We start from the raw sequence: 13589 nt of genomic DNA, 5'->3' as shown, positions 1-13589 counted from the left end.
CGGAGGCTATCCATGGCAGAAAAAGTTCGGTAGTGTTCGAGTCACCGAATGGCCGGCAAAAGTGTCCCAGGACACAACCCGGCCATTTATTTGCGGCCGCTTGGGGAACTCGGACGCGATCCCACGCGCTGCCGAAAGGCACACACGTCAAGGAGGAACCCAAGCAGTGTCACTCACTCCTGATTCCGTCACGGAACGGACTACTACCGTAGTGATCGGCACCGGTCTCTCCGGCTTGGCTGTTGCCAGCGAACTCAGCCGCTATGGCGTAGGTTCCATCGTGCTGGATGGCTTTGGTACTTTATCGGCCACCGGACCAGCGGTGCACACAGGAATGATCCAGCGCTGCGACGTAGCTGACCCCGCGGCAATGCAGGAACGCAACGAAATCCTGCGCCATTTGCGCAACTACGCCGCCAGCCATCACTTGGATGTCCGCACCACCACACGCGCTGTTCGTCTTGACTTCCTCGGTGGCGACTCGTCCTCGCAGCTGGGATACGGACCCGTCGCAAGCCTGAACACGGCCAGTCTGAAGGCTGGGCTGAGCGTCTACGGCCCCCTTGAATCCACCCCGCGGCAATGGGCCGTGCATACAGCCAGCGGAGTTCTCCTGGCCGACCACATCGTGGTGACGCGCTGCGCGCAGAGCCAGCTGCGCCGAATGCTTGCCGACCTGGGAATCGCCATAGGCCAGAACTTCGCGGCAGCCATGCGTGCCGTCGGGATGCACTTGGTGGGCGTAGGGGAACTTATTACGCCCACGCCCAAGGAAGTGCTGCGGCAAGCCAAGGCAGTGGGGCAAGCGATCTCATCCAAGGTGGCCCTCCCAGCCGGGCAAGGCATCGCCCTTGCCTAGAACTCCTAGGACTAGAACCTTGGACTAGAACCTAGGACTAGAACCTAGGACTAGAACCCTTGGCCTGGAATTCTGGCCCGGAACCGGAACGTGGAAATGGTCGAGCCAACCGAAGCCTGTTCCTGAAACGAACAAAAATTAACTCAGAAGGCCGGTACCTTCGAAGACGTGAGTCCTCGAAGGCACCGGCCTTTGAGTTGGAGCGTGAAGCTTAGGCGCCAGCGCGTACGTACGTGATGGGGCCGGTTGCGGTGAGCCAGCTGATCGGGTGGATGCCCGTCTGGTTGCCGTTGATGCCACCGCTGATAGCCTGGCCGTTGCCGATGTAGATGGCTACGTGGCCGGACTGGACGATCATGTCACCGGGCTGGGGGTCGCTGACAACCTTGCCGTAGTTCAGGAACTGCATGGGTGCGAGGTCCCCAACCGGGATGCCTGCGGAGCCGAGGGCCCTTTCCACCATGGCGGTGCAATCCTGCATGATGCCGATCTGGGCATAAGCCGAGGCGACCATGGCAGCGTTGACGCCACCAACAGCCGGAGCTGCAGCGGGAGCAGCCGCAACAGGAGCGGTAGCCGTAGTGGTTGCAGATGCCTGGACGGTGGTCGTTGCCGCGGCCTTCTTAGCAACCGGAGCCGGAGCAACGGGAGCCGGCTTTTCAATGACGGGAGCCGCCACGGAAGCAACCGCGGGGCGCTCGAAGTTAATCGTGGCCGTGGATGCGGCCGTAACAACCTTGGTGGGACCCTCAGTTACGGTCTCGGCGACAGTAGCGGGGCTGGAGTCGCGCTGGACAGGGGTCTCTGCTGCGTGGGCAGCAATGGAGCCTGTCAGGACGAGGCCTGAAGCTGCTGCGATGACAGCGGCCTGGCGACCTGCGCCAGATGCGTTGCTGGCAACAGCCTTGGAGATGGAGATGAACGGATTAGGACGTACGCTGTCCGCCTTACGACGGCCGCGAAGAATGCGTGAAGACATGAAAGAGCCTCTCCCGATGCCTGCGAGGTTAGCTGTCGGATTCGGATGGGAGTCACCCGGCCACTATCCCCCGCTGTGCAGCGGAAGCTTCGTGACTTCACCCCAAGGCGCGCTCTGAAAGCGGGCCAAAATGGGTTCCCCGTCTCTGCCGTAGGTTTGTCTGCGAACGGATTCCGGACTGCGGCAGAGCTAGGCAATCAGGCCGGAAATGCCCATTACGTGGAACAGGCACAGGTACAACCGTACGGGAAGATCACCCCAAAGTCACATTTACGTAACGAGCAGTTCGTTTTTGGCGTGTCGCGGTGACCGTTTCGAGATCTTCGCAAGTATGTAGAAAACCCTGCTATTCCGGGGAATTTTCGCCATCCGGCTCGCTGGGAGCCGCGAGCTTCTTCCGCGCGGTAACGGCGAGGAAGATCACAAGAGCGATCGCCACCACAGCGAGGCCAACGATGCTCCAGGGGAAGGGTTGGGAAGCTGCCGGAGCCGGCTCAGTATTTTCCGTACCGGGAGCGGCTGTGCCCGCCGTCGGAACAACCGCCGAAGCCGAAGGGGAGGCACCTGCTGAGCCGCCCGCCGTCGTCGTGCCTGTCCCGGAAGCTGTGAACTTGAAGGTTCCCTCGATTGGGTGGGAGTCTGAACTGACCACGCGCCACACCACCGTGTATTCGCCGGCAGGAGCACCCGGACGCAGCTTCTGAACAGCCATGTTGTCGATGATTTCCACTGCGCCATCTGCCCAGTTTTCGCCCCCAGCGGTGACAGTCACGCCCGAACCGATGGCAAGTGGCCGGTTGTTGAACGTGATGGATACCGACGCCGGCACTTCAGCCACCCGGGCACCGTTGGCCGGAGTTGTTGATTCGGCGACGTCGTGCGCGGAGGCCGGGGCCGCGCCAAACAGCAACGCGGAAGCGAAAGCGATAGCGGCTACGACGGCGGCCAGAAGCGGGCGGATGGTACGCATGGGGCGGTTTCTCCTAGTGTTGGCTTCCTTACAGACTAGGCGAATCGTTCCAGCAGCCCACATTGGCGGGCATAGGATTTGAGAGCAAACTCCCCCGATCCCCGGAGACCTTCATGCTTAAACAAGGTTCTGCAATCGACCGCTACTTCAAGATCTCCGAGCGCGGGTCCACATACTCGCGGGAAATTCGCGGCGGCTTCGCAACCTTCTTCGCCATGAGCTACATCGTGGTGCTGAACCCGCTGATCCTCTCCGGGGCAGACTCGAGCGGAGCATCACTCGGCTTCACGGCCGTAGCGGCAACCACTGCCTTCGTAGCGGGCATCCTCACCATCCTCATGGGCGCCTGGGCCAAGCACCCCTTCGCCGTGGCAACTGGCCTGGGAGTGAACGCATTCGTCGCCGTGACGGTTGCCTCCCACCCGGGGCTGACATGGCCGGACATGATGGGGCTGGTGGTGCTTTCGGGTCTCACCATGCTCATCTTGGTACTGACTGGATTCCGCACAGCCGTTTTCAGGGCCGTCCCGGAAGCGCTCAAGACGGCGATCGTAGTAGGGATTGGCCTCTTCATCGCCTTGATCGGGCTGGTCAACGCTGGTTTCGTCCGACGCATCCCGGATGCCGCCGGCACCACGGTCCCGCTCGGCCTTGGCGTGGATGGCAAGCTGATGGGCTGGCCAACGTTGGTGTTCGCCGTCGGCCTGGTCCTGACCATCGCGTTGGTGGTGCGAAAGGTCCGCGGGGCAATCCTGATCGGCATCGTGGTGTCCACGGCCCTGGCCGCCATCCTTGAATTCACCCTTCATATTGGTCCCAGCTTCGACGGTAAGAACGTCAACCCGCGCGGTTGGTCACTGGTGGCTCCCAAGCTTTCCGAATGGGGCGCGCCGGACCTCTCCCTGATCGGCAAAGCCAACCCCTTCGGAGCCTTTGAACACCTCGGATTTGTGGCTGCTGCGCTGTTGGCGTTCGTGATCCTCCTCAGCATCTTCTTCGACGCCATGGGCACCATGGTGGGCCTGGCCAACGAGGCAGGAACGGTGGACGAGCACGGCAACATTCCCAATGTGGACCGCGTCCTGCAGGTTGATGCCCTGGGCGCAATCGTCGGTGGCGGTGCCTCCGTTTCGTCCAACCAGATCTTCGTTGAGTCGGGCGCGGGTATTGGCGAGGGTGCCCGCACCGGGCTGGCCTCCATTGTCACGGGCCTGCTCTTCCTGGTAGCCATGTTCTTCACGCCGCTCATTAACCTGGTTCCGTTCGAAGCCGTGGCGCCTGCGCTTGTGGTGGTGGGCTTCATGATGGTGTCCCAGGTTGGCAAGATCGACTGGCAGGACTGGGGCGTTGGCATTCCTGCGTTCCTGACGATCGCCCTGATGCCATTCACGTACTCCATTGCCAACGGCCTCGGCGCAGGCTTCATCTCCTACGTCCTGATCCGCACTTTCCAGGGCCGGGCACGTGAAGTCCACCCCCTGATGTGGGCAGTGGCAGCCGCCTTCCTGCTGTTCTTCGGCATCGGAACTGTGGAGGAGTGGTTGGGCATCAAGTAGCGATGTCCGGCATCTCAGACACCGCAACACGCTGTAGCTGTTTTTTGGAACGCAGGTGGGGTGTGCTTAAAGCATGGCCCCAAACACGAGCACAAACCCCTCCGTAGACGTCCTTCCCACGCCATGGACCGGCCGCTTTGACGGCGACGGCGACGAACATCGCCGCTGGTGGCAGGCCGTAGCACCCCTTACTTCCTCTGCCGCCGCTGGTGCCTCGCGTCCCGCCGTCGTGCTGGGTTTCTGCAGCGACGCCGGAGTGCGGCGTAACAAAGGTCGCGTGGGTGCCGCCGCGGCTCCGGCCGCCATCCGCTCGGCGCTGGGTCCGCTGGCTTTCCACCTGGACCGTGACGTGTTCGACGCCGGCGACGTAGTTGTGGAGGACGACTCACTGGAAGAAGGCCAACAGCGCGCCGGACGCGCCATTTCGGAACTGCTCGACGCCGGAAACCTCACCGTGGTGCTGGGCGGCGGCCACGAGACCGCATTTGCCAGTTACCTGGGGGTTGCCGGATCCAATGCGGTGCGCAGCGGAAAGCGCTTGGGTGTCTTGAACCTGGACGCCCACTTTGACCTGCGCGGTGAGCCAACCCCCAGCTCCGGCACGCCGTTCCTCCAGATGGCCCAGGAAGAGACCGCCGCTGGACGCGAACTGCAGTACGCCGTCGTCGGAATCTCGGAGCCCAACAACACCCGCACGCTCTTTGACACCGCTGACCGGCTGGGCGTGAAGTATTTGCTGGACGAGGACTGCTCCGCGGAGCGCGTCGAGACGTTCGTAGCCGACTTCGTGGCTGGAATCGATGTGCTGTACCTGACGATCGACCTGGACGTACTGCCTGCGTCGGTGGCACCGGGTGTCAGTGCCCCCGCCGCCTATGGGGTGCCGCTTGCCGTGATCAATGCCGTTTGCCGCCAAGTGGCTGCGAGCGGGACGCTGCTGCACTTGGACATTGCCGAATTGAACCCGGAGTTCGATATTGATGGACGAACCGCGAAAGTGGCAGCACGGCTGGTAAACACGCTCTTGGCGTAGGGCCCTGTTCTTAGACGCCGCCCTCCGTTTAGCCTGTGTGGAGGGAAGGACGGCGATGGGCGCAACTCCTGTGCAGGACAACTGGGCCTGGGTGGCCGGACCCGTCGCTGTCGCTTTGGGTCTTGCCGCACACGTCATTTCCGGTGGGGGTGCCCCGGCGATGCCCGTCCTGCTGGCCGTTGTTGCCCTCTCTGCCCTGGCCGCGCAACTGATTGCCCGCTGGATTCACGGGCCCATCCTGTTGCTGCTGCTGTCCGGAGTGGCCCAGCAGTTGCTGTTCTTCGGTTTCGAAGCCTTGGGTGGCTCGTTTCCCGGCGCCGGATTCCTTGACCATCTGCACGGGCAGCCCCAGCAACCAGTGGCCGTTCCTGCGGACAGCCAGCCGGGTTCAAGGGAAGTGCATGCTGCTGACCTGATGCTCTACACCCACGCAGCGGCCGCCATTCTCACTCTGCTGGTGGCTGCGGGCGTTTCGAGGCTGGCCCGGCGGGGGCATCACCAAGGGCAACGTTCCGCAGCTCTTCCGTAGTCGGGCCTCCGCGAGATGGCGGTTAATGGCAATGTTTTGTTCAGACACTGTCAGCAACTGCCGTGTCGCGGGAGTGCCATCCCGCGGCCTTTAAGCGATCATGAAATGAGGCGCATGGACTTTGCCGACCGCAGCAGTACGGCCGCTCCTTTGCGCAGCGGAGGCGCAGCGACATGGCACCAATTACGGAGCCGGCGGACCGATTCCTGACCGACTACTACGAGCACGTCACGGACGACGACGTCCGCAGCTACACGCGCGAAACCTTATTGGAACGGGCACGCTATCACCGCTCGTTGGCAGAACGCCGCGAACCTGGACAAGCAGTCATCGGGGTCCTCAACGAAACAGATACCAGCTTGGTGGCAATCGTCACCGATGACATGCCCTACCTCCTTCCCTCCGTAACAGCCGAGATCTCTCGTGACACCGCTTCCATCCGGCTTCTGGTGCACCCCACTTTCAGCATCACGCGGGACCCCGCCACCCACCGCCTGATCGATATCCGCAGGGGGCCTCACCGCGCGGGGCTGCCCACCGGCGTCGAACGTTCCGAGGATCATACGCGGGCGACGGCGGCACCTGGCCCTTCGGCGGACGGGCACGACGACGGGCCACTCACGGAGGCGTGGATAGCGATCGAGATCCCCCGGATTCCGGACAACGCGAGCGCGGAGCTACTGGTGGGCAGGTTGAACAAGGTCTTAAGTGATGTCCGGGCCGCGGCCGAGGACGCCGATGCCATCCACGAGGAACTGCTACACGAAATCGGTGCGCTGGAGGGGCCCGCCGCAAAAGACCCGACGGCGCGTGAAGCGCAGGAGCTGCTGCGGTGGCTGGATGACGGGAACTTTGTGTTTCTGGGATTTCGCGGGCGTCGCGGGCTCGGGCTCCTCCGTGATGGGGCCGGTCCTGCGGCGCCAGACGAAGTTCCCGGCAAGGTGCTCACGCTCACCAAATCCGCGCTTCGTTCAACGGTCCTTCGCCGTGCCTACCTCGATGAGATCAGCATTGCCACAGCGGACGGGAACGGCACCAGCACCAGCGGCTGCACTTTTGTTGGGCTCTTCTCCCCCAGTTCAACAGCCCGCTTGGCGCAGCAGATCCCGGTCATCCGGGACACAGTGGAGGAAGTGCTGCGGGCCTTCGGCTACCCGGCATCGTCGCATCATGCCAAGGAGCTCCTTGCGGTTTTGGAGGCTTATCCGCGGGACGAACTGTTCCACATTGATGCCGGGCAGCTGGCCATCCGTGCGCGCGAGATCCTCCGGCTCCAGGAACGCCACAGCACCCGGCTCTTTCTACGTCCGGACTCCTTCGGCCGGTTCATGACAGCACTGGTTTTCCTCCCCAGGTACAGGTACAGCACGGCCGTCAGGCTCAACATCGAGCGCGAGTTGCGCGAGGCGTTCGGCTCGGACGCCATAGAGTTCGAGCTTCGGTTGGGCGAATCCGCCATGGCCCGGGTGTTCTTCCGGATCCTCTTGCCACAGGAACCCTCGCGGCACCAAGGTGCTCCGGCGGTGGTGGACGCAGCAGCCCTTGAGCAGAGGATCATCGCCGCTACAAGGTCCTGGGCGCAAGGCCTGGACGAGGCCCTCCAAACGAGGTACCCACGGGAGGAATCGGCGAGGTTGTCCAGGCAGTGGGCGACCGCGTTTCCGGCCAGCTACAAGGCCGATTATGAGGTGGAGGACGCAGTTGAGGACATTGCCAGGTTCGAAAGCTTTCCGGGGGTTCCAGCCGAGCCGGGTTCTGCAGGTGAAGCAGATCCCCTCCTCACTGTCTACCAGCGTCCCGGCACGGCAGTCCTCAGTGAGGATGCCCGGATCCGGCTTTACTTAACGCGCCCGCAGAGCCTGACTGAGATCCTCCCGTTCTTCCATGACCTGGGCTTGAAGGTCCTGGACCAGCGGCCTTTCGACGTTCAGCGTGCCGACGGGCGGCAGTTCTTCCTGTATGACCTCGGCCTGAAATATCCGCGAGGGGTTGACCCTGTGGGCACTGGCGATCTGCTGGCCGGTGCGTTCTGTGCCGCGATGCGCGGTGACGCCGAGTCGGACGCTTTGGACGCATTGGTCATCAAGGAGGGCATCGACTGGCGGGGGGTTGCCATCCTGCGCGCGTATGCCAAGTACCTGCGGCAACTCGGGAGCACCAACTCCTATGGCTTCATCGCTGACACACTCCGCGGAAACGCCATGGCCACCCATGCGCTGCTTGAATTGTTCGAAGCGAAATTCAATCCTGACCGCTTCGCTCCGGACTTGTTTGATCCGGAACTCCTCAATTCCGGTCACGAGGAGCAGAGCCTGGCCAGGGGCGATCTGTTCGAAGAGGGAAGCAGCGAACTGAGCCACAGGACGCAGGCCGTTCATAGAGCCCGGACCAACCTGATGGAAGCCATCGACGCCGTCCCTGTCCTGGACGCCGACAGGTTGCTGCGCTCCCTGGCAAGCCTGGTAGACGCCACGCTGCGCACGAACTTCTATCTCAACAAGCCCTTCATCAGCTTCAAACTCAACCCTGCCAGCATCCCGGCTGCCCCTGCACCCCGCCCGAAATTCGAGATCTGGGTCTATTCGCCGCGCGTTGAGGGCGTGCATCTGCGTTTCGGTCCGATAGCCCGCGGTGGCCTTCGGTGGTCGGACAGGAGGGAAGACTTCCGGACGGAAATCCTGGGGCTCGTGAAAGCCCAGACGGTCAAGAACGCCGTGATTGTTCCCACTGGAGCAAAGGGCGGGTTCTTCCCCAAACGACTCCCCGACCCCGCAGAGGACCGTGCGGCCTGGCTCGCGGAAGGCCAGGAAAGCTACCGGACATTCATCCGCGGATTGCTGGATATCACGGACAACCTGGTACCGGATCCCGACGGCGGAAGCAGCGGCCGCGTACTCGCGCCGCCCCGGGTGGTGCGGCACGATGCCGACGACTACTACCTCGTTGTGGCCGCCGACAAGGGAACGGCAACCTTCTCGGACATCGCCAATGCCGTTGCCGGAGAGTACGGCTTCTGGTTGGGCGACGCCTTCGCTTCCGGGGGCTCAGTAGGTTATGACCACAAGCAGATGAGGATCACGGCCCGGGGTGCCTGGGAATCCGTGCGGCACCACTTCAGTGAACTCCTGATCGATTGCCGTGCTGAGGATTTCACGGTAGTTGGCATCGGAGACATGAGCGGAGATGTCTTTGGCAACGGCATGCTCCTCTCCCACCACATCAAGCTCGTGGCCGCCTTCGATCACCGGCACATTTTCCTGGACCCTACGCCCGACCCCGAGGTCTCTTACGCCGAGCGGGAACGGCTCTTCAAACTGCCGCGCTCCTCCTGGGCCGATTATGACCGCACCAAACTGAGCGAGGGCGGCGGCGTCTTTGCCCGGACGGAAAAATCCATCCTGCTCACGGAACAAATCCGCCTCGCTTTGGGGTTGGATGAAGGCACCGATGCGAATGGCCAGCTGGCAATGAGCCCTCATGAGCTTCTCCGCGCAGTTCTCACTGCCCCGGTGGACCTCCTGTACAACGGCGGAATCGGGACCTATATCAAGGCATCCACGGAGTCCCATGCCGATGTGGGAGACAAATCAAACGACGCCATCCGGGTCAATGCCGAGGATCTGCGCGCGCACATCATCGCCGAGGGCGGCAATCTTGGAGTAACGCAGCGCGGCCGGATCGAAGCAGCTTTGGCAGGCGTGCTGGTCAATACCGACGCGATCGATAATTCAGCTGGCGTGGATTGTTCGGACCACGAAGTGAATATCAAGATCTTCCTTGACCGGATGATCTCCGCAGGCAGGATGTCTACGGCAGAAAGAACCGGATTCCTGCACTCACTCCAAGACGAGGTTGGACGGCTCGTCCTCAAAACCAACGATGACCAGAACGTCCTGCTCCTCAATGACAAGCAATTGGCGCTGAAATGGAGTCCCAGCTTTGAACGGACCATGGATTGGCTCGAGTCAGTCACAGATCTGGACAGGGAACTCGAATGCCTTCCCAGCAACGCCGAACTTCAGGCGCGGGTCCTGACCGGCAAGGGACTGACCACTCCGGAACTCGCCGTGTTGGCCGCCTACGCCAAGATCGAACTCGCCCGCGAACTCACAGAGGGCGGTTTGGCCGATGATCCCTGGTTTTCTCAAACCCTTCGAGCCTATTTCCCCAAGCAAGTCTCACAGCGGTTCGGCGAACACCTCTCCACGCATCCCCTGCGCAGGGAGATCGTAGCCACGGTGGTGGCCAACGACATGATCAACATGGGCGGCATAGCCTTCGCCTTCCGCGCGATGGAGGAAACCACGGTTTCTGCCTCCGCAGTTGCCCGCGGGTTCGTGGTGATGCGGAAAATCTGGGACTTTGACGCCGTCACGGGCGCCATCGCCCAATTGCCGCCGAGCACTCCCCGTGAGCATGGGGCCGCCGTTGCCCTGGACATGCGGCGACTGCTGGACCGGTCAGTCCGCTGGTACGTGACCCACGATTTCCGCGACAAGCCCATTGCCGATGCCTTGGCCCGGCTTGAGCAGCCTATGTCCTTGATGCGGGCGAACTTCACGAGCTTCCTTCATGGAATCAACCTTGCCCACTCGCAGAAACGAATAGCCCATACGGACTCGGTGGGCCTACCCCACGATCTGGGCATAAGGGCCTCCGAACTCTTGGTCAGCTACGGCCTGCTGGACATTTCCGCTATCGCAGAAGAACTTCAAGAGCCAGTGGAGGCAGTGGCTGAGGTGTACTTCGCAGTCTTCGAACGGATCTCGGCCATCCCCCTGTTGGAACACATCACCATGCTCCCGAGGGACACCCACTGGGAGTCGCTGGCACGTGCGGCTTTGCGTGATGACATGTACCTTGTGCTCGCGGACATGACCAAAGCGGTAGTGCGGCATACCCCCCGGATCTCTGGTGCCGTGACTGCCACTACGTCCGATCCAGTGGAGCGAATCATGGACTGGGAACGTGGAAACATCGAACAACTGGCCCGCGTCCAAGAGACCATCAAGGAGGCCATAAGGCCAGGTCCGATGGACATTGCAGCGCTCTCTGTGGCCGTAAAACTGCTTCGCGCCATGGTGCGGAGATGAGTCGCCGGTCACCAATACTGCCGGTCATCTTACAAATTTAGCGTCAAACGTCCTATGATTGACGGGTCGCCCTCGCATGCGGCAAGTAATAGGAGGCACCCAAATGACCGCTGCAATGACTGCAGAACGCGAAATTCGCCTGTCCTTTTCCAAGGCAGACGAGATCCACGACGGACTTGAGCGCGCCGTGGATGCTTTGATCAAGAATGCAGCAGCAGATGCCAATTGCGGCATTCTGGTGACCCGGCACGAGCCCGGCACCTACACAGTGGCCCTGGACGAATCCGTTCCCTTCGGTCAGACCCACGAAGTGCTCGCTGCCTGATTGCCACTGCTGGCAGCATCCAGGCCAGCGCACAAAAAACCGGGGCCCGTTCCTCTTCCGCATCTACTACCCGCGGAAAGGGAACGAGCCCCGGTTCTGTTTAAGCTGCACTCACCCAAGGCTGCGCTCACCCAAGTAGGTCGCAATTGTGCGCGTTTTGAGTGGTCTAAACGCGCACTAATGCGACTCAGTTGGGTGGGGTTACGCGCGGCGGAGGGTCACGCCGTCGGACTTCATGAACAGTTCCTTGCCTTCCTCGGTGACGCCGGGCCCCGAGTGTTCAAGCCACACCACATTTCCGCTGCCTGAGACTTCCTCGATCAGCCCGGCGGCGATCACGTGGGCGTACTTGACTACCTCCACGCGCTCGCCAACCTTGAGTTGCCTCCAGTCCGAAACCGTAACTGAGTGTGCGTTTCGTCTGGAGAGGACTGCTCCACGTGCCTTCATTGAACTTCTACCCCTTTGTGGATGTTCGCTGTTGTGTATTGAGTTATGAACGGTTGACCGTCAAGCCCACAACACCGTTGTTGTGGACGTGACGTACACCATAAGTTCTACTACATTTGCCGCGCCCCGGCCCCTGCGTTGCGAACAAAGACCGGGGCGTGACAAATATGCCCATCAAATGAGCGTTTTATTCGACGTCAGGCCAAAATCCCGACGGCGGATTCGGCAGCCGCACGGACCGCACCGGAGCCTACCAGGCGGTCAGCCGCTTCGAGTTCGGGCGACAGGAACCGATCGGTTCCCGGTCCCTGGACCACTTCGCGAAGCACCTCGAGCACAGCTGTACCGGCCGGGCCCGGGGTCAGTTCGCCGTCGGACATCTGCGTGCGCATGTCGATAGCGCGGGCGCTGGTGACCAGCTCCACAGCCAGGACACGGCGGAGATTCTCCACGGCCTTGCGAAGCTTCCGGGCAGCATGCCAACCCATGGACACGTGGTCTTCCTGCATTGCGGAGCTCGGGATGGAGTCCACCGATGCCGGCACGGCCAGGCGCTTGTTGTCAGAAACGAGGCCGGCCTGCGTGTACTGGGCGATCATGAGGCCGGAGTCGACGCCGGGGTCCCCTGCGAGGAACGCCGGGAGACCGTGGGAGCGGGCGGGGTCCAACATGCGGTCGGTACGGCGCTCGGCGATGGAGCTGAGGTCCGCGACGGCGATCGCAAGGAAGTCCAGGACGTAAGCCACGGGCGCACCGTGGAAGTTGCCGTTGGACGTGACGCGGCCGTCCGGCAGGACAACGGGGTTGTCGATCGCGGCGGCCAGTTCGCGGGAAGCGACCAGTGCAGCGTGGTCCACCGTGTCGCGGACAGCGCCGGCAACCTGAGGGGCGCAACGCAGCGAGTAGGCGTCCTGGACCTTGGTGTCGTTGATCCGGTGGGAAGCGACGATGGGCGAGTTGGACAGCACGCGCAGCATGTTGTCCGCGCTGGCAGCCTGCCCGGGGTGCGGACGCAGGGCAGCGTGGAGCTCCGGCAGAAACACTTGGTCGGTGCCTAGCAGGGCCTCGACGCTGAGCGCCGCGGTGACGTCCGCCGTCGCGAGCAACAAACGGATGTCGGCGATGGCCATCAGCAGCATGCCGAGCATGCCTTCGGTGCCGTTGACGAGGGCGAGGCCCTCCTTTTCCGCCAGCGTGACCGGCTCGATGCCGTGCTGTGCGAGCAGCTCAGCGACCGTCTGCTTACCGGGCACACCGTAGAGTTCGCCGTCGGGACCGGTTGCTTCGCCTTCGCCCATCAGCACCAGGGCGCAGTGGGACAGCGGCGCGAGGTCGCCGGAGCAGCCGAGGGAACCGAACTCGCGGACCAGCGGGGTAATGCCTGCATTGAGGACATCCACCATGGTCTGCAGGACCACGGGACGGACACCCGTGCGGCCGGAGGCGAGGGTCTTGGCGCGGAGGAACATAATGCCGCGGACCACTTCGCGTTCCACCGCCGGACCCATGCCCGCTGCGTGGCTGCGGATCAGCGACTTCTGCAGCTGCGTACGGAGGTCGTTGGGGATGTGGCGGTTGGCCAACGCGCCGAATCCCGTGGAAATACCGTAGGCGGGGACGTCGCTTGTGGCGAGGCTATCGATGTGTGCGCGGACCTTGGCGACGTTGTCCAGGGCGTCCTGGGAGATGGTCACCTTGGCATCGTGGCGTGCGACGGCGACGACGTCTTCCGGGGTCACCCCACTGGAGCCGAGGGTAACGGTGAGGGGTTCGTGGGTTGTAAGAGTCACTTGTG

General features: G+C 62.5%; 10 protein-coding genes and 1 riboswitch. Of the genes, 6 read left to right on the top strand and 4 right to left on the bottom strand.

The features are described 5' to 3' along the window. The first annotated feature begins 166 nt into the window (after positions 1 to 166). Entirely contained in the window at positions 167 to 859 is a 693-nt protein-coding gene (locus tag LDN90_RS01770; RefSeq protein WP_223947686.1) for an FAD-binding protein, read from the top strand. Between the two features lie 211 nt (positions 860 to 1070). Here the strand turns inward: LDN90_RS01770 and LDN90_RS01765 are convergent, their stop codons facing one another. Both LDN90_RS01765 and LDN90_RS01760 read right to left on the bottom strand, forming a co-directional pair. Then, on the bottom strand, positions 1071 to 1838 hold the full coding sequence (locus tag LDN90_RS01765) for an NlpC/P60 family protein (protein ID WP_216922340.1): 768 nt from the start codon (positions 1836 to 1838) through the stop codon (positions 1071 to 1073). A 3-nt stretch (positions 1839 to 1841) separates the two neighbouring features. After that, positions 1842 to 2034, bottom strand: a riboswitch (cyclic di-AMP (ydaO/yuaA leader). Positions 2035 to 2184: 150 nt separating this feature from the next. Beyond that, a complete protein-coding gene (locus tag LDN90_RS01760; protein ID WP_223947685.1) occupies positions 2185 to 2808 on the bottom strand; it encodes a copper resistance CopC family protein in 624 nt (207 codons plus the stop codon). Positions 2809 to 2921: 113 nt separating this feature from the next. On the opposite strand from LDN90_RS01760, the gene LDN90_RS01755 reads away from it, so the two are divergent. From LDN90_RS01755 to LDN90_RS01735, 5 genes are all read left to right on the top strand, one after another. Then, positions 2922 to 4364 carry an NCS2 family permease gene (locus LDN90_RS01755; RefSeq protein ID WP_216922344.1) on the top strand — a complete coding sequence of 481 codons (1443 nt, stop codon included), beginning with the start codon at positions 2922 to 2924 and terminating at the stop codon, positions 4362 to 4364. Between the two features lie 73 nt (positions 4365 to 4437). Then, positions 4438 to 5397, top strand: coding sequence for a formimidoylglutamase (gene hutG / locus LDN90_RS01750; protein WP_223947684.1), 960 nt, complete (start codon positions 4438 to 4440; stop codon positions 5395 to 5397). Positions 5398 to 5452: 55 nt separating this feature from the next. Continuing rightward, the gene (locus tag LDN90_RS01745; RefSeq protein WP_223947683.1) at positions 5453 to 5926 is read left to right on the top strand and encodes a hypothetical protein; all 474 of its coding nucleotides are present in this window, start codon (positions 5453 to 5455) and stop codon (positions 5924 to 5926) included. 173 nt (positions 5927 to 6099) lie between these two features. Beyond that, a complete protein-coding gene (locus tag LDN90_RS01740; RefSeq protein ID WP_223947682.1) occupies positions 6100 to 11019 on the top strand; it encodes an NAD-glutamate dehydrogenase in 4920 nt (1639 codons plus the stop codon). Between the two features lie 103 nt (positions 11020 to 11122). Further along, positions 11123 to 11344, top strand: a complete 222-nt coding sequence (locus tag LDN90_RS01735) for a hypothetical protein (protein ID WP_216922352.1) — start codon at positions 11123 to 11125, stop codon at positions 11342 to 11344. 201 nt (positions 11345 to 11545) lie between these two features. Here LDN90_RS01735 and LDN90_RS01730 read toward each other — a convergent pair whose 3' ends face one another. Together LDN90_RS01730 and hutH are read right to left on the bottom strand one after the other, a co-directional pair. Then, positions 11546 to 11794, bottom strand: coding sequence for a hypothetical protein (locus LDN90_RS01730; protein ID WP_216922354.1), 249 nt, complete (start codon positions 11792 to 11794; stop codon positions 11546 to 11548). Positions 11795 to 11991: 197 nt separating this feature from the next. After that, positions 11992 to 13584 (bottom strand): histidine ammonia-lyase, encoded by a 1593-nt coding sequence (gene hutH / locus LDN90_RS01725; RefSeq protein ID WP_223947681.1) that lies wholly within the window; start codon positions 13582 to 13584, stop codon positions 11992 to 11994. Positions 13585 to 13589 lie beyond the last annotated feature (5 nt).

The sequence above is a fragment of the Arthrobacter sp. NtRootA1 genome (genome assembly GCF_019976975.1).
In the GTDB taxonomy this organism is placed as follows: domain Bacteria; phylum Actinomycetota; class Actinomycetes; order Actinomycetales; family Micrococcaceae; genus Arthrobacter; species Arthrobacter aromaticivorans.
Note: the sequence above shows the minus strand (reverse complement) of the source record. Positions and strands in the feature narration are given on the sequence as shown.